Raw genomic sequence first — 22,580 nt, 5'->3', positions numbered from 1 at the left:
GGGATGACACGACGACTGCGCTCAGAAGCGAATTCGCGTGTTACATTAATACTCTGACCCTATCTTGATCCGAGCCTTCATGAATAATCCCCTTTTGCAGATGAGCGGGTTGCCCCCGTTTCCCGAGATCCTGCCGGAACACGTGGAGCCGGCTGTGGACCAGGTACTGGCGGAAAACCGCGAGGCCATGAATGTCCTGCTGGATCAGTCGGGGCCATTCACCTGGGAGAATTTCATTCATCCCCTCGCTCTGCTGGAAGACCGACTCAACCGAATCTGGTCACCGGTGCGCCACATGAATTCCGTGGTGAATTCCGAGTCTCTCCGTCAGGCCTATAATGCCTGTCTGCCCAAGCTCTCCGACTATGCTACCGAGATGGGGCAGAATGTCCGGCTGTTTCAGGCCTACCAGAGTATGGCCGAAGGTCCGGGGTTTGCTGACCTCTCTCCCACGCAGCAACGGGTGATCACCAACGCCCTGCGGGACTTCCACCTGAGCGGTGTGGACCTGCGAGATGAACAGAAGGATCGTTACAAGGAGATCGCTCAAGGGCTCTCTCAGTTGACCTCACGCTTCGAGGAGAATGTCCTCGATGCCACCCAGGCCTGGCAGCGCCATGTGCCCGAGGAAGCCTCACTGAAGGGCCTGCCCGAGTCGGCCATGGATATGTTGCGGCAGAACGCCCGGCAGCGCTCCCTGGAGGGGTGCCTGATCACGCTCGAGTTTCCCTCCTACTACGCCATCATGACCTTTGCCGACGACCGGGAGCTGCGTCGCGAAGTGTATGGTGCCTACGTCACACGGGCCTCGGACGAGGGCCCCCACGACCGGAAATTCGACAACTCCGAGGTAATGGAGCGCATTCTGGCCCTGCGGAACGAACAGGCCCGACTGTTGGGTTATGACAATTATGCCCAACTCTCCTTGGCCACCAAGATGGCCGAATCCCCGGAACAGGTGGTGGGATTCCTCACGGATCTGGCCGAACGGGCGCGTCCCGCCGCCGTCCAGGAACTGGAGACCCTGCGCGAGTTTGCCCGCGAGCATCTGGAACTGGAAGACCTGCAGGCCTGGGACCTGGCCTATGCCTCGGAGAAACTGCGCCAGCATGCCTACAACCTCTCTCAGGAAGACCTCAAGCCCTACTTCCCGGTGGATCGCGTGTTGCAGGGGTTGTTTGATCTGGTGGAGCGGTTATATCAGGTGCGCATCCATCAGGAGACGGGCGTTCCCGTGTGGCACGAGGAGGTGCGTTTCTACGAGATCCAGGACCCGGACGGTACCCCGCGGGCGCGCTTCTATCTGGACCTGTACGCGCGCAGCCACAAGCGGGGCGGTGCCTGGATGGATGAGTGCCTGAATCGCCTGCGCGATGGTGATGACCTGCAGTTGCCGGTGGCCTACATGACCTGCAACTCCACGCCGCCCGTGGGTGGCAAGCCGGCGCTGTTTACCCACGATGAAGTGCTCACCCTCTTCCATGAATTTGGTCACGGACTGCATCACATGCTCACGCGGGTGGATTGCCCGGATGTGGCCGGCATCAATGGTGTGGAATGGGATGCCGTGGAATTGCCCAGTCAGTTCATGGAAAACTGGTGCTGGGAACGGGAGGCCCTGGACATGTTTGCCGCCCATCACGAAACCGGCGAGCCCCTGCCTCAGGACCTGTTCGACAAGCTTCTGGCCACCCGGCACTTCCAGGCCGCCATGCAGATGGTTCGGCAACTGGAATTTTCCCTGTTTGATATGCGTCTGCACGCGGAATACGATCCGGATCGGGGGGCACGCATTCAGGAGATCCTCGACCAGGTCCGTGATCAGGTGGCAGTCATGAAGCCGCCCGCCTTCAATCGTTTTCAGCATGGGTTTTCGCATATCTTTGCCGGCGGATACGCGGCGGGTTATTACAGCTACAAATGGGCCGAGGTGCTCTCTGCCGACGCCTTTGCCCGTTTTGAGGAAGAAGGTCTGTTCAGTCCCGGCGTGGGCCATGCCTTTCTTACCGAGATCCTCGAGCAAGGTGGATCCCGCCCTGCCCTGGAACTCTTCAAGGCCTTTCGGGGTAGGGAACCCGATATCGAGGCCCTGTTGCGTCATTCGGGGCTGGCCGCGGCATGAGGATCGCCACCTGGAATGTCAATTCCCTGAAGGTGCGTCTGCCTCATGTACTGGACTGGCTGGAGCAGCAGCGTCCCGACGTACTGGCCCTTCAGGAAACCAAGCTCATTGATGAGGCTTTCCCGGTAGAGGCGCTGTCGGCGGCAGGCTATCAGGCGGTGTTTGGGGGGCAGAAGACCTATAACGGCGTGGCCCTGCTTTCACGGACGGCGGCCATGGACCCGGTGACCGATCCCCCTGGCGTGGAGAGCCCGGATCGGCGCATCCTGGCCGCCACCGTGGATGGCGTGCGGGTGATCAACCTCTACGTGGTCAATGGCTCCGAGGTGGGTTCCGAAAAGTATGCCTACAAGCTGGAATGGCTGCGTCGGGTCACCGAGTTTCTGCGTACCGAGCGGGATCGGCATGAGCATGTGGTGGTGCTGGGTGATTTCAACATCGCCCCCGAGGATCGTGACGTCCACGATCCTGAGGTCTGGCACGAGCGAATCCTGTGCTCCACACCTGAGCGGGAGGCCCTCAAGACCATCATGGATCTGGGCTTCGTGGATGTCTTCAGGCGTTTTGATCAGCCGGATGCGAGTTATAGCTGGTGGGATTACCGGGCTGCCCGTTTCCGCCGCAATCAGGGGCTGCGAATCGATCTGATCCTGGCCACAACCGCTCTGGCCGGGCAGTGTACCGCCAGTACAATCGATGTGGCGCCACGAAGGCTGGAGCGTCCCTCCGACCACGCGCCCGTCGTTGCCGACTTTCACCTGTAGACCGGACCATCATGAAATATCGTGACCTTCGCGAGTTCATCCAGGGCCTGGAGGCCATGGGCGAATTAAAGCGCATCCAGACGCCCGTCGACCCGCGCCTGGAGATGACAGAGATCTGCGATCGCACGCTCCGCGCTGAGGGCCCTGCCCTGCTCTTCGAGAACCCTACCGGACATCGCATGCCGGTGTTGGGCAATCTCTTTGGCACCCCCCGCCGGGTGGCTCTGGGCATGGGCGAGGATTCCGTGGAGGCCCTGCGCGAGGTGGGCAAGTTGCTGGCCTTCCTCAAGGAACCCGATCCGCCCAAGGGGATCAAGGAAGCCTGGAGTACCCTGCCTGTCTTCAAGAAGGTGCTGGACATGGCGCCCAAAAAGGTGCGTCACGGGGTGTGTCAGAGCGTGGTCAAGAAGGGGGATGAAGTGGACCTTGGAGAACTCCCCGTGCAGGTCTGCTGGCCGGGGGATGCCGGTCCCTTGATCACCTGGGGTCTGGTGGTGACCCGCGGCCCCCACAAGGAACGTCAGAACATGGGGATTTATCGGCAGCAGGTGATCGGTCGCAACCGTGTGATCATGCGCTGGTTATCCCATCGCGGGGGCGCCCTGGATTTTCGGGAATGGCAAAAGGCCCACCCTGGCAAACCCTTCCCGGTCTCCGTGATCCTGGGTGCCGATCCTGCCACCATCCTGGGGGCCGTCACCCCGGTGCCCGATACCCTCTCGGAGCATGCCTTTGCGGGTTTACTGCGGGGTTCCCGCACGGAACTGACCACTTGTCTGGGCAATGATCTGCAGGTGCCGGCCACCGCCGAGATCATTCTGGAGGGTGTGATCCATCCGGATGACATGGCACCTGAGGGACCATTTGGCGACCATACCGGGTATTACAATGAAGTGGACAGCTTTCCGGTGTTCACCGTGGAACGCATGACGCATCGCCCGGACCCCATCTATCACAGCACCTATACGGGTCGGCCACCGGACGAGCCGGCCATCCTGGGCGTGGCCCTCAATGAGGTGTTTGTGCCCATCCTGCGAAAGCAGTTTCCCGAGATCGTTGATTTCTATCTCCCGCCGGAGGGGTGTTCCTACCGTCTGGCGGTGGTGAGTATCCGTAAACAGTATGCGGGCCACGCCAAGCGGGTGATGCTGGGTGTGTGGTCCTTCCTGCGTCAGTTCATGTACACCAAGTTCGTGATCATCGTGGATGATGATGTGAATGCGCGGGACTGGAAGGACGTGATCTGGGCCATGACCACCCGTATGGATCCCGGCCGGGATACGGTCACCATCGATAATACCCCTATTGATTATCTGGATTTTGCCTCCCCTGTCTCCGGCCTCGGTTCCAAAATGGGATTTGATGCCACCAACAAGTGGCCGGGAGAGACTCAACGGGAGTGGGGTACGCCCATCGTCATGAGTGACGAGGTGAAGCGACGGGTCGATGAGATTTGGGACGAACTGGGCATTTAGCCGACCGGCGTGCTTTGCGCCCGGGGAGCACTGGGGTAGATTGAGGTGAATCAAACCCTACAGGCCTGACGGTATTGGCCGATACTGAACTCGCAAGGAGGCGCCCGGCAGGCGCCCCGTGTTCTCCTCATCACGGATCTCGCCATGACACAACGCATGCTCCTCATGACCGGCCTGGTGGTACTGTCCGGATTGCTCGCCCTCAGCCTCGTGTGGTTGCTGGGGCCCGGGCCGGGATCGGCCATCCTGGCTTCCGTGCTCGCCACCGGCGGTGCCGTGGCGGTGATGGACAGACTGCAGGTGGCACCCCGGGAACGGAACCTGGAGGCGCTGTACACGCGCTGCCGCTCCCGCACCCCTACCCCACTGGGTGATCATGATGATAGCCGGGTCAAGATCATCGCCCAGGCCCTGGATCAGCAAGGTAAGCTGGCGGGGCGATTGGCCGATACGGGATCGCGTATCGCCGTTTCCGCCGCGGAGGTGTCCCACGCCTCGGTCACCCTGAAGCAGCGGGTTCACTCCCAGGTCTCCACCGTCAATGGTATTGCTGATGCCTCCGGGCAGATCTCCGCCACGGTGCAGACCTCCGTGGAGAGTTCAGAACAGGCAGCCGAGAGCGCTCGTCTGACCAACGAGGCCAGTCACGACGGTCATGCCTGCGTGGAAGACGCCCTGAGTCATATGGAGGAGATGAAGGCCCGCATGGAGCAGGCCTCGCAACTCATGTCCCGTCTCGAGGGCCGGGCTGGCGAGATCCAGCGCATCACCCAGGTGATCAGTGGCATTGCCGAACAGACCAATCTGCTGGCCTTGAATGCGGCCATCGAGGCCGCCCGAGCCGGTGAACAGGGACGGGGGTTCGCGGTGGTGGCCGATGAGGTGCGCAGCCTGGCCAACCGTACCTCGCAGGCCACCGGCGAGATTGGCCAGATGGTGCAGGAGATCAATACCGAAACCCATCAGGCCGCCTCCACCATGCAGCAGTTGGTGGAGTCAGTCCAGGGCAGTGCCGATCGCACCGTGAAGGTGGATCAGCACCTCTCTGACATCCTCAATCACTCTGCCAATGCCGATAATTGCATCCAGACGGTGGTCAGTGGCGCCGAGCAGAACCATCAACATCTCGATGAGGTGACCCGGGCGATTCAGACCGTGAGCAGCCATCTACGGGAGACGGAGGATGATGTCAGTCATTTGTCCGCGCAAGCGGAACAATTGGCGGAACGGGCAGAACTGATTTATGAACTCCTGGGGGATGTGGGACTGGGAGGCCTGCATGATCAGGTGCGCCATGAGGCGGAACAGGCTGCTGCCGCTGTGGGCCGTGCCTTCGAAGCGGCGGTGGATGCCGGGCGCATTCGCCTGGAGGATCTCTTCGACCGCAACTACAAGCCGATACCGGATACCGACCCGGTAAAGCACAAGACACGCTTTGACGATTTCACCGATCAGGTGCTGCCAGCCATACAGGAGCCCATCCTGGAGCGCCATCGCTTTATCGCCTATGCCGGTGCTGTGGATGATCGGGGCTATTTCCCCACCCATAACCGGCGTTATGCCAAGGCCCTGACTGGCGATTATGAGAAGGATCTGGCCAATAACCGCACCAAGCGCATCTTCAAGGACCGTACCGGATCCCGCTGCGGGTCACATCAAAAACCCTATTTGTTACAGACCTACAAGCGGGATACCGGAGAGATCATGCATGATCTCTCCGTGCCCATCTTCGTCAAAGGACGTCACTGGGGTGGTTTTCGTATCGGGTATCATGATCGGAGCGGCTGATCGCGTCGCCTGAATCCACCACCCGGCCATTGCCATGAAACTCCCTGGGTATCCTTACAGCCTGCGGGCTGCCCTGCTTGCCTTTGTGCTCGCCCCCTTGCTGATCATCGTGCTTCTGGCGGGCTGGTCTGGCCTCAAGAGCCTCGAGTCGCACATGGAAACGCGGATGCAGCACGATATCGAGCTGGTGGCACGTGCCATTCATCTGCCCCTGAGCGACGCCCTTGCCCGTGGCGAGCGGAGCAATATCCAGCAGGCCCTGGATTCCGCCTTTCGCATCGATCAGGTCTACGGTGCCTACGTTTATGATCACCAGGGGGAACTGGTGGCCGCCAGTGGCCCACGCAGCCCGTCCATGGATCGTCGGCGGGATGCCCGTCTTGCTACGGTAACGGGTACCCATGGCGCCTTTGACGATCGGGGGGGCCAGGAGATCTACTCCTTTTTCATGCCCCTGAGCGATGCCGGTGGCCGTATCAACGGGTTGCTCCAGGTGACCCGCCATGGTGGTGATTTTCATGACGACCTGACGCAGGTGCGCTCCCGCGCCCTCACCGCCCTGGGGGGGCTCAGCCTGCTGTTCATTACGGTGGTGGTTCTCGGTCATCAACGAGCGGTGGGGCGTCATGTGAGTCGCCTGGTCAATGCCATGGCACGGGTGGGTCAGGGAGATCGTCAGCTACGGGTGGCGGGTGCCGGGCCGCGGGAGCTGCGAGTGCTGGCTGAGGCCATGAATCGAATGCTGGATAACATGGATCGCTCCAATGCCGAGCTGGAGGCCCAGCGCCGCCATCAGGCGGCCCTGGAGGAACGCCTGCGCCACTCTGAAAAGTTGGCCGCGATCGGCCAGCTGGCGGCGGGGGTGGCCCATGAGCTGGGTTCCCCACTGGGGGTGATCAACGGACAGGCCCAACGGGCCCTGCGTCGGGTGGAGGCGGACACGCCGCAGGCCCGGGCCCTGGCCGAGATTCGTCAGGAGGTGGGTCGGATGGATCGAATCGTGCGCCAGTTGATGGATTTTGGCCGTAGAAACCCCCCTCGCGTGCGCGATGAACCTGTGCGTCGACTGGTCAGTGCCGCGTTGAGCCAGGTGCAGGATGAGGCGCGGGCACGGGGCACTGTCCTGACTCTGCTCAATCCGGAGGATGGCCCGGTGATTCCCATGGATCGAGCACGGCTGGAACAGGCCCTTACGAACCTCCTGCGCAACGCCATCCAGGCCACGCCCGGCGGACAGGTCCAGGTGAGCTGGACATCGGCGCAAGGGCGTCTGGCACTGGTGGTGGAAGATGATGGACCGGGCATCGACCCGGACCATCGCTCACGATTGTTTGAACCCTTCTTTACCACCAAGTCCGTGGGCAGCGGCACGGGTTTGGGATTGGCGGTGGCCCATGGTGCCGTCACGGAGCACCATGGCGAGATCCACGTGGGGGAAAGCCCCCTGGGTGGGGCACGGTTCGTGCTTCATCTACCCCTCAATGTCGTGGCAACCGAAGGCAATGATGACCCAGACCTCCAATAACAACCTTGAGCAGATCCTGGTCGTGGAGGACGATGCCTCCCATCGTGAGCTGGTGGTGGAAGAACTCAAGGATGCCGGCCTGAATGTGTTCGCCGTGGGCGATGCGGAGGCGGCGCGGGCGCATCTGGAAACCGGGCATATCTCGCTGGTCCTCAGTGACCTGCGCCTGCCCGGGAACGATGGCCAGGACTTGCTCATACAGTGCCGTCGCCTGCCCATGCCGCCGTCGTTCATCATGCTCACCGCGTTTGGCACCATTGCCCAGGCGGTGGAGGCCCTCAAGCAGGGAGCCGACGATTTTCTCACCAAGCCGGTGGATCTGGATCATCTGGTCATCTCCGTGCGCCGTGCCCTGCGCACCCGCCGATTACAGGCCGAAGTGGCCCGCTACCGCGAGCTGCTGGAGGCGGATGATTTCCATGGCCTGATCGGCAGCAGCCCGGCCATGCAGGCCCTGTACGAAAATGTGCGTCGACTGGCACGTGCCTCCGGACCGGTGCTGGTCACCGGGGAGTCGGGCACCGGCAAGGAACTGGTGGCCCGGGCCATTCACGCCGAGAGTGATCGCGCCGGTGGCCCCTTCGTGGCCATCAACTGCGCGGGCATACCCGGCGAACTTATGGAAAGCGAGCTCTTTGGCCATGCCGCCGGAGCCTTCAGCGGGGCGCAGCAGGCGCGTCGAGGCCTCTTCGCCGAGGCCCATGGAGGCACCCTGTTGCTGGACGAGATCGGCGAGATGCCCATGGCCATGCAGGCAAAGCTGCTGCGCCTGCTTCAGGATGGCCGCGTGCGTCCGGTGGGCAGTAATCAGGAAAAGGAAACCAATGTGCGCGTCGTGGCGGCCACCAACCGTGATCTTGGGCCCATGATTGCCGATAATTGTTTCCGCGAGGATCTGTTTTATCGCCTGGAAACCTTCCGCCTGCATGTGCCGCCGCTGCGCGAACGGGGTGATGACATCGAACGCCTGGCGGCGCGTTTCCTGGCCCGTTTCGGAGCGGCCATGGATCGTCCTGTGGAGGGCATCACCCCCGAGGCCATGCGCGCTCTGCGCAGCTACTCATTCCCCGGCAACGTGCGGGAATTGACCAACCTCATCGAGCGGGCGGTCACCTTCTGTCGTGGCACCGAGATCCAGTTGGCGGATCTCCCTGAACGGCTTGATGCTGCACGCACCGAATCAGGTGCCGGCGCCGCGGCCACCCAATTGTGGTCGGAGGAGGACACCCACATGCCTACCCTTCAGGAGATCGAGGATCGCTACATCCGTTGGGTGCTCGAACGCCTGGATGGCAACAAGCGCCAGGCGGCCAGGGTGCTGGGGATCGGTCGCCGCACCCTTTACCGAAGGCTGGGAGATGGCGCCCAGGATGACGAGGCGGACATGGACGCTCAGGCATTTCCGCGCACGTAGCATGGTGGCGCATGTGCCATCCTGACCCACCCTCAGCGGGGGGGGCATGGCAGTGTCGTAAGAGAATTTCGTGAACGTGAAAGCACCCAGGTTCAGCTACGGAAGCTCCCTTCTCCCCCTTGGGGGAGAAGGGCTGGGGATGAGGGGGTGGGGGAGGCACTGTGCCAGCCCTCACCCCAACCCCTCTCCCCTGAGGGGAGAGGGGCTCGTAATGTATCTTTCATCATCGGGGGTGCCTCACCACCGTGATGTATGAGAGTTAGGGTAGAGGGCTACGGTCTCGGCATGGCTTTCCTGGCACGGAATCTGCTTATCTAAGACGTAACGCTAATTTCACCAGGAGAAACCGCATGAAACATCATCCCCTTCGCACCCTTTCCCTCACCGTGGCCATCGCCGGCCTCTTGGGCGTGGGTAGCCACGCCATGGCCCAGCAGCAGGGTGATTTCCAGGGCCAGCAGCAACAGCCTCCGGGCATGGACCAGCAGCAGGCTCCCCAGGTGGATCCCCAGACCCTGGACCGTTTCGTGGATGCCTTTGTGGCCGTACAACGTATCCGGGATGACTTTTCTCAGCAGCTTCAGGATGTGACGGATGAAGCCGAGGCCCAGTCCCTGCAGCAGGAGGCCCAGGAGGAAATGATCAGCGCCGTGCAGGACGAGGGCATGAGCGTGGACGAGTACAATCAGGTCGCCATGTCCCTTCAGAACGACCCCGCCATGCTTCAGCAGGTCCAGGAGATGGCTGCCGAACGGATGTAATGGCCGGATCCTGACGTGTCCGTGCCTCCCGGTGCAGGTCGGGGGGCCGGCTTTCCCCTATCAGAGTTCGTTCTGAATGCGTTTGTAGCCCTGTACCAGACCTACATTGGTCTGGGCCACATCCTCCGAGAAACTTGAAGCATCCGCTGTGACCGCCTCGATGCTCGCCAGGTCGGTTTCGGAATGGATATTGCTGGTGGACGGGATATAGAAGGATTCCGGCACCTGACAGTCTTCCACTACTGAGTTATGGCGGATGACCGATCCCCCTCCCACCGAGCAGTTGAACAGGACCGTGTTAAAGCCGATGAAGACCCGGTTCCCTACCTTGCAGGGGCCATGGATGATGGAACGATGGGCGATGGAGGTATTTTCCCCAATCTCGACCCGGGCACCGGACTTGGAGTGGATGACGACCCCGTCCTGAATATTGGAATTATCACCGATGATGATGGGTTCCAGTTCACCCTGAGCGTCCAGTTCATCGGCCCGGATGACGGCATAGGGACCAATAAACACATGCTCTCCAACCACCACCTTGCCACAAAGGATGGCGGTCGGGTCCACGAATGCAGACTCGGCCACTTGGGGCAGATGCCCCGTGGGGTTCTTGCGTATCAAGGCAGTGCCCTCATGTCAGTCTCAAAAAAGTGGCTCATGCTGCCACCGTCGCGGGCACAAGGCAATCATGCTTGCGCGTGTCATCCGTGGGTGTTGCGACGGCTGATGCGGTAAGGAGTGACCTCGGCATCATCAAGTGTGTCATCGCCTTGTTCGACCTTGAGTGATGCCCGGATGCCGGCTTCCATCCGCGGATAATGCAGATCCACCCCAAGATCCACCAGACTGCGCCCCGCCACGACGACCCGGGACTCACGCAGGAAGGACATCATGCCCGGACTGAGCACCTCTTCCGCCTCCGCCATGCTCACGCAGGGGGGACGCGGGAGGTCTGCGGCATCTGCCACGGCATAGACAAAATCGGTCATGGAGCGGTGGTCGCTGTCCCCCACGTTGTAGGTTTGTCCTTCCGGACCATGATCCAGAGCGGCTGCGCACAGCGTGGCCAGGTCATCAGCGTGAATACGATTGCCCGGACCGGCGTCCTCGGGGCAGATGACCGGCTCTCCTGCCTGGATACGGGCCACGGGAAGCCTGAACGGACCGTAGATTCCCGGTGCCCTGAGCACCACCACCGGGATACCGGCCTCAGCCATGAGCTGGCCCAGACGCTTTTCCGCATCCAGTCGCCGATGCCCCCGGTCGGTCATGGGTGAGGGTTCGGTGAGATCATCCACCTGAGCCCCGCCCTGGTCTCCATAGACTCCGGTGGTGCTGATGTAGACGATTTTTTCGGGTGGTTGCCGTCGACACAATTCAGCGAACCGGGCGGTTCTCGGATCCACTCGTCCTTGACTGGGGGGTGGCACGCTGTGCAGTACGAGACAGCCCGCCAGGGGCAGGACGTCCAGACCCTCACCGGTATCCAGATCGGCCTGGAGGGCTTCGAAGCCCATGGCCTTCAGTTCCCGCACCCGTTCGGGGTGGCGTGCCACGCCGATGACCCGCCGTCCCTCGTGAGCCATGCGATGTCCCACACGTTCTCCCACATAGCCGCAGCCCATGATGAGTACCGGTTTCATGGTCCTTCTCCTGATTGACTGACGTCGTGTGACTATACCGTTTCAGCGGTGGTCGTGTCCGGGGAGGCCGCCCGGATTTTACCCAGAAAAAAGGGCCATCCGCCTGCGCGGATGGCCCTTGCCTTAGCTGCATCAGGCCTTCAGGAATCCCGACACGATCCGTCTGTGTGCCGCGCCGGGATTCCCGCCCAATCAGGCGCTGGACAGTCTGGGCTGTCCCACCTTGCCGCGGCGACGGCCGGGCAGAGGCTTGCCCGCTTCGGGCTGGGGCGCCACCGGCACCACTGGCTCGGACAGGCTGCCGTCCACGGCCACCTGCAGACCCTTGCGGTAGGCATCCTGAGCCAGCTTTTCCTCACCCACCTGATCCAGGATTTCACCCAACTCACGGTAGGCTTCCGGGGTGGGCTTGGCATTCACGCTGGACTCCAGATAACCGCGGGCCTTGCCCCACGCCTTGCCTTGTTTGCAAAGGCGACCCAGGGTCAGCAACAGCACCGGATCACGGCGATGCTCGCGCAGCCAGCCTTCGGCCACGCTGATGGCGCGATTGGTATCGTTGACGGTGAGCTGACCATACAAGTGAACCAGACGCTCATTCCAGTGCTGTTTCAGGCTGCTGCGCAGCACCACTTCGGCACGATCCGGCTCATTGAGGTTGATCAGCGCACGGGCGTAGGGCTCCACCAGTTCATGACGGCTGCGGGAGGTCTTGGGCAGACTCACCCAGGCACCTTCCAGCTTGCCCAGGTCGCCCGCGGCGGCCAGTTCGGCGGCACGCGCGGAGAATGCTTCGGCTTCCATCTCGTCCAGGGCCTTGTTGTCCAGGGCACGGGCCTTGCGCAACTCGGGCAGGACGTTGAGGAGCGAGGCGCTGTCACCGGTTTCCCGATAGAGCCGTGCCCGCAGGCGCAGCAATTGGGGATGGCCCGGGGCCACGTCATTCATGTGGCGCAATGTGCTGGTGGCAGGTCCGGTCTCACCATGGTCCAGTTGCAGCTCGGCCTGGGTGAGGCCCACGGCCACTTCGGCGCCGGCTTCAGCCTGAGAGGCCTGACGCAGGTACTCATCGCGGCGATCGTAGGCACCCTGAGCCTGAGCGGCGCGGGCCGCGGACAGGTAGTTCAGGGTGGGGGAATCACCTCGGCGAGCCGACTGCACCAGCAGCTTTTCGGCTTTGTTCCAGCGGCCTTCGGTCATTTCCGCCATGCCCAGAGCCAGGCCCTTCTGGCAGACCATGGCCTTCTTCTGCTTGCGGCGGGCGCTCATGTTGCTCGGGAGACCGAACAGACCCACCAGGAAGCGGATCACGCCGTAGAGCGCCAGTAGCACGACCACCATGGCCACGATGTAGAAGGCCATGCTGGTTTCCAGGCTCATGTCGCCATAGGCGAAAAGTACGTAGCCAGGCTCTTCCATGAACAACAGGGTCGCGATCGCAGAGGCGATCAGTACGAGAAAGATGACGATCAGAGATTTCATTGATTAACCCTCCAGCTCAGCCAGCAGTTCAGCCGACTTGCCGATTTCAGGCTGCTCGGGGCGCAGATCACGTTTTTCCAGGTCTTCCAGGCGCTTCATCAGAGGAGCGACCGGCTCGGAGGCGAAATACTCTGCCAGCATGGCGCGGGCACTCTGGAGATTTTCGCGGTATTCGTCTTCGTTGTCGCGCAGGGCGGCCAACCGGGCGGATTCGATACGAAGTGCCAGGGCCTGACGCATGAACAATTCGGCATCTGCATCCGGCATGGAACGCACGGCCTGGTCATGACGGCGTACGGTGACTTGCTGGTTCAGTTCGGATACCACCTGGTAATAGGCGCGTTCCCACCAGGGCGAATCGCCGTTGGGGGCATCACCGTTCACCAGGGAGAGTCGACCCCCGGATTCCGTTTCAGGCTTCTGGAGCGGGAGGGGTTGGAGTTCCTCGACGATCTCATCCAGTGCAGCCACGATCTCCTGCACGTTACTGCCTTCATAGCCTTCCAGGGCAGCAATTTCCTCGGCGATGGCGTCTCGCACCTCGCTGTACTTCGGATCGCCCATGGCTTGCAGCATGGTGTCGGCCGACTTCAGCGCGGCGATGGCACCCTTGGGATCATCCATCAGGTTCAGGCGATGATCGGCAATCCCGAGCAGGTACGTGACTTCGGCGGCCTGCCATTCGCGGTGGGGACGTTCGGACTCATTCTGGATGGCGCCCAGGCCCTCTTCCAGGGTCTCGAGACGGCGCTGCTGACGCTCCTCAATACTGGCCAGCTCGGTACGGGCCTCTTCCAGGGCCTTCTCCAATTCGGTGCGAACGTCACCCTCAAGCTCACTGACCTGGGTTTCCATGCGGCTGATGGTTTCAGGCAGGGCCTGGGTGCGTTCCTCGATTTCGGCCAGCTCACGCAGCGCGCTGCTCAAGCGGTCATTGGCCTCATTGGCCATCTCCATGGCCTTGTTGGCATTCGACGAGGCGTTCATGCCGATGCCCAGGGCCAGCACCACAGCGACACCACCGACGATCAGCGGCAGCTTGCTGTTGCGGCCACTGGATTGGCCACCGGACGGGGGCGGCGGCGTACGGCCCGCGCCACCACCGCCTTGAGCGGGTGCCGGCTTGGCGGCGCCGGGGCTGCTCCCAGTCGCCTTCGCCGCAGTGCCCTTGACTGGTTCGGATTTGTCGGACCCGCTCTTTGTCGAGTCGGCTTTGGAGGTTTCAGGTTTGTTGTCCACGGGTTTTGATGCCTCGGGCTTTGGGGTTTGAGTTTTGTCTGCCCCGGCCTGGTCCGCGGGCTTGGTGCCGACCTGGCCGGAAAGTGCGTCCTTGTCCTTGGAATCGGCGTTATAGGCCACCGTATCCCTTTTGGTCGCGGCGCTCAGCGAGTGACCGGAGGCCTGACCACGGCTCCGTGTCTTCGTCTTTTCTTCCGGGGTGCCCGCCCCGGTTGCCGTTGGCTTGGCGCCGCCTTTGGCCTTTGGATTTGATCGTTGTCTACTCATGAGTTTGCTTCCTCTTTTCAGCCCATTTCTGCACGGCCTCCAGCATGGCCTCGTCGCTGGGGTCGGCGGCCACGACTGGGGTCTGTTTGAAGCCCATCTCCCGGGCCGTGTCCAGCATGCGTTCGCAGCCCACCACGATCGGCGTGCCGCGCAGCCAGAACTGCCCCACCTTGCCTACCATTTCGTAGAGGTTGCGCAGCCCCTCACTGCTGGTGATCGCAATCACATGGATGTCGCCACGGGACCATTGCCGCAACACCCGGTCGGTATCCGCATCCGGCAGGCCACGACGATAGGACTCCACGAAGGTCACCCTTGCCCCCCGAGCGGTGAGTGTAGCACCTAGCAGTTCCCGCCCTCCGTCACCCCGGAAGATCACCACGTCCCGACCCTGCACATCCTGCAATTCAGGTTGTTCCAGCAGTGCCTCGCTGTCAAAGCGGCTGGGCGGGCAGATGTCCACCTGATAGCCGAGCCGCTCCAGGGCCTGGGCCGATTTGCGGCCCACAGTGGCCAGTTTCAGCCCCGAAGGCATTTGCCTTCTTCCATGGATCCGATTGAGGGTCCGGTTCACGGCGTTGGGGCTGACGAACACCGCGATATGGAAGTCTTCAAGCCTGTCGATCAGGGCATCCAGGGCCGCCGTGTCATGCGCCTCCTTGATCTCCAGCGTGGGAAAGCGCAAGGCCTGCCCTCCGGCGGCCTCAACCAGGTGGCAGAAACGCTCGGCCTGGTGGGCCGGACGGGTCACCATCACGGTCACCCCCTGCAACGGGCCCGTGGCGCCTTCCCTGGGTGCTGTTGCCCTGGCTTCAGCTGAACTCATGACATCGGGTTTTGACTTTTGGACAGTTCGGCGGGGTTCAGGCCCAGATCCTTGAGGATGCGACCGGCTCCCTCATGCAGCAGTTGCTCGGCCAGGGCCACGCCCAGCTCAGCGGCTTTCTCTCGCGGACCTTCCAGGCTGGCCCGGTAGACCAGCGAACCGTCCGGCTCACCCACCAGGCCACGCATGTGCAGGGTGCCGTCGTCGCGTAACTCGGCGTAACCACCGATGGGGACCTGGCAACCGCCATTGAGGCGATAGTTGAAGGCTCGCTCCGCGGTCACCCGTACATGGGTGTCCGGGTCGTTGAGGGGGCCGATCAACTCCATCACCTCCGGGTCATTGCAGCGACATTCGATGCCGATGGCACCCTGACCAATGGCCGGCAGGCTCTCGTCGGCGCTGAGTACCCGGGTGATGCGCTCACCAAATCCCAGCCGCTTGAGACCGGCCGAGGCCAGCAGGATGGCGTCGTAGTCGCCGTTGTCCAGCTTTGCAAGGCGCGTGTTCACGTTACCGCGCAGGTCCAGCACCTGAAAGCTGGGGAATCGGGCCCGCAACTGGCTTTGCCGACGCAGACTGGAGGTGCCCACGCGAGCGCCTTCGGGGAGTTCCTCGAGGGAGGTGTAATGATTCGACACGAAGGCGTCGTGCGGGTCCTCACGGTCCAGGATGATGGGCAGTTCCAGGCCCTCGGGCAGTTCCATGGGGACGTCCTTGAGGGAATGTACGGCGATGTCGGCGTCACCCTCCAGCAGGCCGGTTTCCAGTTCCTTCACGAACAGACCCTTGCCGCCCACCTTGGCCAGCGGGGTATCCAGGATCCGGTCACCCTGGGTGGACATTTTCACCAATGTGACCTGCACATCCGGGAACAGGGCTCTGACCCGGCGGGATACTTCCTCGGCCTGCCACAGGGCGAGAGGGCTTTTCCGGGTGGCGATCTTGAGTTCAGTCTTGGGCATGGGCGGGTAGCAGCTCGCGTAATCTGGCCGTGTTGAAGGTTTGCGGTATCGTACAACGCAACCATACATTATGTCTGCCTTTCAACACATGGGGCAGACGGATCTCTGTCAACTTTACTTGACCCAGGCCCGGTCATTGGATCTTCCAGGGCCCGGTCTCTCTCCCCAATGGCTTAAAACAGTGTTAAAGGGTCTTGAGGAAGCGGCGTACCTCGGCCACGTGGCGTCGGCTCACCTCCAGGCGCTCTCCCGAGTCCTTGAGCACCACTTCGAAGCCCCCCTGGTTGTTTTTCTCCATGCCGCCGAAACGGCTTTTGGCCACCAGGGCGTTGCGGTGAATGCGCAGGAAGTCCTCGCCGAACTCCTCTTCCAGGGCCTTGAGGGGCTCTTCAATCAGCACCTCGCCCTCATCATGGCGCACGGTGACATATTTCTGATCCGCCTGGAAATAATGCACGCCCTCCACGGGGATGAGTTCCAGGTTGCCGCGCACCCGGGCGCAGATATGGCTGCGGGTGCGGCCCTGATGAGTGGAGTCCTGAAGATGACCCAGTTGGGCCCGGTTGGGCCGGCCGGCCTGTTCCAGGGCCTCCTGAAGGCGTTCCTGACGCACCGGTTTGAGCAGGTAACCCACCGCGTGGGTCTCGAATGCCTCGATGGCGTGACCCTCGTACGCAGTGATGAAGATGACTGCCGGCGGGGTTTCCATCTCGGCAATGTGGCTGGCGGCCTCCAGGCCATCCATCCCCGGCATGCGGATGTCCAGCAATACGATGTCGGGTTCCAGTTGCTGCGCCAGCCGCACCGCCTGCAGACCATTGGAGGCATTGGCCACCACCTCGTATTCCGGCATCTGCTCCAGCAGTGAGGCGAGCCGCTCACGGGCCGGTTGCTCGTCATCCACGATCAACACCTTCATCACTTCCTCCTGGGTAGCGAGATATCCACACGATAGCGTTCCCGGCTCTGGGTCGTTTCCATGCGCGCCTCGCCCCGATAGGCCAGCGCCAGCCGCTGGCGAATGCTCTCCTGGGCGAAGCGGTTGCCGGGGCGTTGATTGCGCTCCTTCTCCGGGGGCAGCGGGTTCTCCACGATGATGTGCAGGTAATGATCCCGCAGTCGGATCTCCACGGCCACCGTGCCGCCCTCGGTCAGGGGCTCGATACCATGGTAAATGGAATTCTCCACCAGGGGCTGCAGGGTCAGGCTGGGAATGGGGTAATCCATGGGCACCGATTCGTCGATGCGCCACTCCACCTGCAAACGATCCCCCAGGCGCAGGGCCTCGATCCGCAGATAGCGTTGTGCCAGGCCCACCTCTTCGTTGAGCGTGACGCTGTCCTTGGTGGACAAGGTGGCGCGGAACAGATCCGCCAGATCCATGACCGTGGATTCTGCCTGCTCCGGCTGGCTGCGGGTGAGATTGGCGATGGTGTTCATGCTGTTGAACAGAAAATGTGGGCGAATGCGCGCCTGCAGGGCTTGTACCCGGGAGCGGGCCTCGGCTTCCACATTCTCCTGCCACTGTTTCTGAACATACAGATAACGCAGCGCCACCGCGCAGACAATGGCACTCACGGCCAGCGCCCGCATGAGAAATTCATCCACGGGAAAACCGGAGCCCAGGGTGTACCACCCCAGGCGATGCGACAGATGCAGGGCAATGACGGACATCACCAGGGTCACTGCCAGCATGATCAGCCAGGCGGCCACCGCGGCATTGAGGGGGCGCAGACGTCGCAGCCAGCCGCGGTTCAGGCACAGGGTGAACACCGTGCCCAGGGCCACCCACTGCACAAACAGCGAGGTCAGAGCCAGATTGACCCAGAAGCCCTGGGGGCGGGGCTCGGATGCCAGGGCCAGGATGAAGGCCAGCAACTGTGCCATGAGCACCACCACGAAGACCGTGCGACTCTCGCAGAAGTCTGGCAGAAACAAAGGGCGCGCCGGCGTTTTGCGCCCGTCCTGCGAGTGTTTTGGGGTGAAGTTCATGGGCTTTGGATCCATTGCATGGGCCGTCCTCCAGGGTACGGTATCCCAATGGTATACTCCGCGCCAATGACCCAAAGGCATGCATGACCCATGAGCGAAAAGCCAGCACAAGACAAACTCTGGGGCGGACGTTTTTCCGAGCCCACCGATCAATTCGTGGAGGCATTTACCGCCTCGGTGGGCTTTGATCAGCGCCTTTACCGGCACGATATCGAGGGTTCGCGCGCCCATGCGCGCATGCTCGCCCGGGTGGGGGTGATCAGCGACGCGGAATGCGAACAGATCCAGCAGGGTCTGGGGGAGATCCTGGCGCAGATCGAGGCCGGCGATTTTCACTGGTCCGTGAGCCTGGAGGACGTCCACATGAACGTGGAGGCCCGCCTGATCGAGCGCATCGGGGATGTGGGCAAGAAGCTGCACACCGGGCGCTCCCGCAATGATCAGGTGGCCACCGACATCCGCCTCTACCTGCGCGAGGCCATCGACGGCATCCTGGCCGAGATCCGTCGTCTCCAACAGGGCCTGCTGGATCTGGCCGAGCGTGAGGCTCAGACCGTCATGCCCGGCTTCACCCACCTGCAAACGGCCCAGCCGGTGACTTTCGGCCATCACATGATGGCCTGGTTCGAGATGCTGGAGCGGGATCATGCCCGGCTGGTGGACTGCCGGCGGCGGGTGAACGTCATGCCCCTGGGCTCGGCCGCCCTGGCCGGCACCCCCTACCCCCTGGATCGTCACTACACCGCTGAACTCCTCGGGTTCGAACGGATATCCGACAACTCCCTGGATGCGGTCAGCGATCGGGATTTCGCCATCGAGTTCTGCGCCGCCGGGGCGCTGATCATGACCCACCTGTCACGGTTCTCCGAGGAACTGATTCTCTGGGCCAGTGCCCAGTTCGGTTTCGTGGACCTGCCCGACCGTTTTTGCACCGGGTCATCCATCATGCCCCAGAAGAAGAACCCGGATGTTCCGGAACTGGTGCGCGGCAAGACCGGCCGGGTGAACGGCAATCTGGTGGCCATGCTGACCCTGATGAAAGCCCAGCCACTGGCCTATAACAAGGACAATCAGGAAGACAAGGAGCCCCTGTTCGACACCGTGGATACCCTGGCTGGAAGCCTGCGCGCCTTCGCCGACATGGTGCCCCACATTCAGGTGCGTGCCGAAGCCATGGAAGCCGCCGCCCGGGGCGGCTTTGCCACCGCCACCGATCTGGCCGATTATCTGGTGAGCAAGGGGATGGCCTTCCGCGATGCCCACGAGGTGGTGGGCCGCGCCGTGCGCCTGGGGGTGGAAACCGGGCGTGACCTGTCCCAGATGGGCCTGGAGGAGCTGCAACAATTTTCCTCCATGATTCAGGATGATGTGTTCCAGGTGCTGACCCTGCAGGGTTCGGTGGCTGCCCGCAACCTGCATGGCGGCACTGCGCCGGTCCAGGTCCGTGAGCGTATCCGTGAGGCCCGCGCCCGTCTGGCCTCCGGGGTCTGAGCGCCGCGAGGCCATGAAAAGTACGCCCGGGTGTGTTCCTGTCATGACGCTCCCCTTCGGCTGTGCTATTTTGACCTTATAGCCAGAGGTTAATAGACCATCGGGTTCAGTCCCGCGCGCCAGAAGACAAGACACCAAAACACGTCGATTCGTCCACCCAGGGCGGCCCTTGAATGGCCCCCACCCACCGACTCCAGGGTTGATGGGCAGAATCGAGACGAACGGCCTGGTGAGGATATAAGGAGGAGGAGATGGCACCCCAATCCGTACTGGTGGTGGATGATGAGCCCAATATCGTCCTCTCACTGGAATTTTTGATGAAAGAGGCAGGTTTCGACGTGCGTGTCGCCCGGGATGGCGAGACGGCCCTGGAGGCGGTGCGCGAGCGCCCCCCTCAGGTGATCCTGCTGGATGTCATGCTGCCCAAGCGGGACGGATATGATGTCTGCCAGACCATCCGCGCCAATCCGGAATGGAAGGATGTGCGCATTCTGATGCTCACCGCCAAGGGTCGGCAGATCGAGAAGGAGAAGGGGCTGGCCATGGGGGCTGATGATTACATCACCAAGCCCTTTTCCACCCGTGAGGTGGTAGCGCGGGTCCGCGATTACATGCCCGGAGGTGGCGCCTGATCCGGGCGTTCCACGCACCCGCATCCGAGCCAGGCAAACGGTCCTGTGGATAAACGTACCCTCATCGCCCTGCTCTTTGCCTGCCTGGTGGTTTTCGCCTATGCCGCCCTGGTCACCGTATTCAATTGGGAGGCCGTCGGGCAGGGTCAGTTCCCCCGCGTGTGGTTGGGGCCTCCGCTGGTTGGGGCGCTTGCATTCGCAGTGCCTGTGTACCTGGTCTGGTTCATGGTGCGTCGCCTGGTGTTCCGCCCCGCACGGCGTATCAGCCGTGATGTGCGGGCACTGCTGGAATCCCGCAATGCCGACACCGAGGTGGCCACTCCGCCTCATCATGCCCTGGGTGACCTGCCCGAGTCGGTGCGTTCCCTGGCCCTCTCCCTGCGCAGTTCCCGGCGCGAGGTGCGCAGCGCCATGGCCACCGCCACGGCCCAGATCAATGAGCAGAAAAGCTGGCTCGAGGTGATCCTGCAGGGCCTTACCGAGGGGGTGCTGGTGTGCAACCGCAATCACCAGATGCTGCTCTACAATCAGTCTGCTGTCTCCATTCTGGAGACTCCGGAGGCGGTGGGCCTGGGGCGGCCCCTGTTTCAGGTCATCTCCCGTGCACCGGTGATGCACACCCTGGATCGACTGGAGTGGCGCCGCCGCGATGCCGAAGGCAGTGGTGAGGATCTCTCCGCCTCCTTTGTATGCACTGATGTCAGCGCCACCCGCATGCTGCAGGGGCGCATGTCACTGATCCTGGATCCGGACGGCAACACCAGCGCCTATCTGATCACCCTGGTGGACATCTCCAGCGAGTTGGAGATGATGACCCAGGTGGATGCGGTGCGCCGCGCCCTGACGGTGGATCTGCGCGGTGGGGTGGCCAATCTGCGCGCCGCGGCCGAGACCATCGAGGCCCATCCGGAGATGCCCGATGAGAAACGCCGTCAGTTCGATCATGTGTTGCGCACCGAGAGCGAGGAACTGAGCCTGCACCTGGAGGCACTGGCCGATGTGTTCCGTGGCCACGCCCTGGGGCGTTACCCCATGTCGGACCTCCTGAGCACCGACCTGGTCAACTGCGTGGCCCGGCGTCTGGAAGACCTGCCCGAGGTGAAACTGGTGGCGGTGGGACAGCCCTTGTGGATCCAGGGAGACAGTCTCTCGCTGGTGCAGGTGATCGACCGACTGTTGCGTCATCTGGTGCGTTTCTCCCGGGCGAACACCTTCTATGTGGAAACCCTGCTGGGAGATCGACGCGTCTACATGGACTTTTCCTGGGAAGGCCCTCCGGTGCCGGCCAGCGCCCTGGACAATTGGCTGGACAGCTCCTGCGGCGAGGAACTGGCCCATCAGTCCATCCGCGAAGTCCTGGAGCGCCACGGTATCGAGCTGTGGAGCCAGGAATGCGGCCGTAATGGGGAATCCCTGCTGCGCCTGCCCATGATCGCGCCCAAGCGGCCCCAGTTCCTGCCCGAGGGCGACCGTCTGCCGCCGCGTCCGGAATTCTATGACTTTGGTCTGATGCGCGAACACGAGGGGGATCCGGAGCTGGCCGCCACACCCCTGGACGAACTCACCTTCGTGGTCTTCGACTGTGAGATGACCGGTCTGGACCCCATGGGCGGGGACGAAATCATCTCCATTGCCGGGGTGCGCGTGGTCAAGGGGCGTGTACTCAGTGGGGAGACCTTCGAGCGTCTGATCCATCCCGGCCGCCCCATTCCCCCCGCTTCGATCCGTTTCCACGGCATCACCGATGAGCAGGTGGAGGGCAAGCCCCCCATCACCGAGGTGCTGCCCCAGTTCAAGACCTTCGTGGGCGAGGCTGTGATGGTGGCCCACAATGCCGCCTTTGACATGAAATTCATCAGCCTGAAGGAGAAGCGCTGCGGTGTCAGCTTCGACAACCCGGTGCTGGACACCCTGCTGCTGTCGGTGATGGTGGAGGACGAAGACGAGGACCACTCCCTGGACGCCCTGATCGAACGTTATGGGATACAGATCACCGGCCGACACACGGCCCTGGGCGACGCCATCGCCACCGCCCACCTGTTGGTGACTCTGGTGGAACGGCTTCAATCCCAGGGCTTCAAGACCTTCGGCGAGGTCATGCGTTCATCCAACATGGCCGCCCAGCTGCGCCAGCGTGAGCGCAGCATCACCCATCAGAACAGCAGCGGCTCGGCGGCGGGGGCCTGACCGCCAT

The 22,580-nt window shown here is 62.4% G+C and carries 18 protein-coding genes; 10 read left to right on the top strand and 8 right to left on the bottom strand.

The window, feature by feature from the left end; translation table 11 throughout:
* Window positions 1-79 precede the first annotated feature (79 nt).
* From prlC to BMY52_RS12675, 7 genes are all read left to right on the top strand, one after another.
* Complete coding sequence (gene prlC, locus BMY52_RS12705; protein WP_090254993.1) at window positions 80-2,122, top strand: oligopeptidase A; 2,043 nt, start codon at window positions 80-82, stop codon at window positions 2,120-2,122.
* A complete protein-coding gene (gene xth / locus BMY52_RS12700; RefSeq protein WP_090254991.1) occupies window positions 2,119-2,886 on the top strand; it encodes an exodeoxyribonuclease III in 768 nt (255 codons plus the stop codon). Before prlC ends, xth begins: the two co-directional genes overlap by 4 nt.
* 11 nt (window positions 2,887-2,897) lie before the next feature.
* Complete coding sequence (gene ubiD / locus BMY52_RS12695; RefSeq protein WP_090254989.1) at window positions 2,898-4,361, top strand: 4-hydroxy-3-polyprenylbenzoate decarboxylase; 1,464 nt, start codon at window positions 2,898-2,900, stop codon at window positions 4,359-4,361.
* Between the two features lie 144 nt (window positions 4,362-4,505).
* A complete protein-coding gene (locus tag BMY52_RS12690) occupies window positions 4,506-6,149 on the top strand; it encodes a methyl-accepting chemotaxis protein (protein WP_245740849.1) in 1,644 nt (547 codons plus the stop codon).
* 34 nt (window positions 6,150-6,183) lie between these two features.
* Window positions 6,184-7,674, top strand: a complete 1,491-nt coding sequence (locus BMY52_RS12685; protein WP_090254985.1) for a sensor histidine kinase — start codon at window positions 6,184-6,186, stop codon at window positions 7,672-7,674.
* Window positions 7,652-9,088 (top strand): sigma-54-dependent transcriptional regulator, encoded by a 1,437-nt coding sequence (locus BMY52_RS12680; RefSeq protein ID WP_425429239.1) that lies wholly within the window; start codon window positions 7,652-7,654, stop codon window positions 9,086-9,088. Before BMY52_RS12685 ends, BMY52_RS12680 begins: the two co-directional genes overlap by 23 nt.
* Before the next feature lie 350 nt (window positions 9,089-9,438).
* On the top strand, window positions 9,439-9,849 hold the full coding sequence (locus BMY52_RS12675; RefSeq protein WP_090254981.1) for a DUF4168 domain-containing protein: 411 nt from the start codon (window positions 9,439-9,441) through the stop codon (window positions 9,847-9,849).
* Window positions 9,850-9,909: 60 nt separating this feature from the next.
* On the opposite strand, the gene BMY52_RS12670 is transcribed toward BMY52_RS12675, so the two are convergent.
* The 8 genes from BMY52_RS12670 to BMY52_RS12635 all read right to left on the bottom strand — a co-directional run bounded on the left by BMY52_RS12670 (window position 9,910) and on the right by BMY52_RS12635 (window position 18,263).
* Window positions 9,910-10,470 carry an LbetaH domain-containing protein gene (locus tag BMY52_RS12670; RefSeq protein WP_090254979.1) on the bottom strand — a complete coding sequence of 187 codons (561 nt, stop codon included), beginning with the start codon at window positions 10,468-10,470 and terminating at the stop codon, window positions 9,910-9,912.
* Window positions 10,471-10,550: 80 nt separating this feature from the next.
* Complete coding sequence (locus BMY52_RS12665; protein ID WP_090254977.1) at window positions 10,551-11,492, bottom strand: NAD-dependent epimerase/dehydratase family protein; 942 nt, start codon at window positions 11,490-11,492, stop codon at window positions 10,551-10,553.
* A gap of 192 nt (window positions 11,493-11,684) precedes the next feature.
* Window positions 11,685-12,974, bottom strand: a complete 1,290-nt coding sequence (locus BMY52_RS12660; protein ID WP_090254975.1) for a heme biosynthesis HemY N-terminal domain-containing protein — start codon at window positions 12,972-12,974, stop codon at window positions 11,685-11,687.
* Window positions 12,975-12,977: 3 nt separating this feature from the next.
* Window positions 12,978-14,480, bottom strand: coding sequence for a uroporphyrinogen-III C-methyltransferase (locus BMY52_RS12655; RefSeq protein WP_090254974.1), 1,503 nt, complete (start codon window positions 14,478-14,480; stop codon window positions 12,978-12,980).
* Entirely contained in the window at window positions 14,473-15,306 is an 834-nt protein-coding gene (locus BMY52_RS12650; RefSeq protein WP_090254972.1) for a uroporphyrinogen-III synthase, read from the bottom strand. Before BMY52_RS12650 ends, BMY52_RS12655 begins: the two co-directional genes overlap by 8 nt.
* Complete coding sequence (hemC, locus tag BMY52_RS12645) at window positions 15,303-16,271, bottom strand: hydroxymethylbilane synthase (RefSeq protein ID WP_090254970.1); 969 nt, start codon at window positions 16,269-16,271, stop codon at window positions 15,303-15,305. The genes BMY52_RS12650 and hemC overlap by 4 nt, the downstream gene beginning before the upstream one ends.
* Before the next feature lie 184 nt (window positions 16,272-16,455).
* Window positions 16,456-17,190 (bottom strand): LytR/AlgR family response regulator transcription factor, encoded by a 735-nt coding sequence (locus BMY52_RS12640; RefSeq protein ID WP_090254967.1) that lies wholly within the window; start codon window positions 17,188-17,190, stop codon window positions 16,456-16,458.
* A complete protein-coding gene (locus BMY52_RS12635) occupies window positions 17,190-18,263 on the bottom strand; it encodes a sensor histidine kinase (RefSeq protein WP_090254965.1) in 1,074 nt (357 codons plus the stop codon). The genes BMY52_RS12640 and BMY52_RS12635 overlap by 1 nt, the downstream gene beginning before the upstream one ends.
* A 90-nt stretch (window positions 18,264-18,353) precedes the next feature.
* On the opposite strand from BMY52_RS12635, the gene argH reads away from it, so the two are divergent.
* From argH to BMY52_RS12620, 3 genes are all read left to right on the top strand, one after another.
* Window positions 18,354-19,754 carry an argininosuccinate lyase gene (gene argH, locus BMY52_RS12630; protein WP_090254963.1) on the top strand — a complete coding sequence of 467 codons (1,401 nt, stop codon included), beginning with the start codon at window positions 18,354-18,356 and terminating at the stop codon, window positions 19,752-19,754.
* 251 nt (window positions 19,755-20,005) lie between these two features.
* Window positions 20,006-20,386 (top strand): response regulator transcription factor, encoded by a 381-nt coding sequence (locus tag BMY52_RS12625; RefSeq protein WP_090254961.1) that lies wholly within the window; start codon window positions 20,006-20,008, stop codon window positions 20,384-20,386.
* Window positions 20,387-20,431: 45 nt separating this feature from the next.
* On the top strand, window positions 20,432-22,573 hold the full coding sequence (locus tag BMY52_RS12620; protein WP_090254959.1) for a 3'-5' exonuclease: 2,142 nt from the start codon (window positions 20,432-20,434) through the stop codon (window positions 22,571-22,573).
* The last annotated feature ends 7 nt before the right edge of the window (window positions 22,574-22,580 follow it).

The sequence above is a fragment of the Ectothiorhodospira marina genome (assembly GCF_900109495.1).
GTDB lineage: Bacteria > Pseudomonadota > Gammaproteobacteria > Ectothiorhodospirales > Ectothiorhodospiraceae > Ectothiorhodospira > Ectothiorhodospira marina.
The sequence above is the reverse complement of the archived record's forward strand: the minus strand, read 5'-3'. Positions and strand labels throughout refer to the sequence as shown.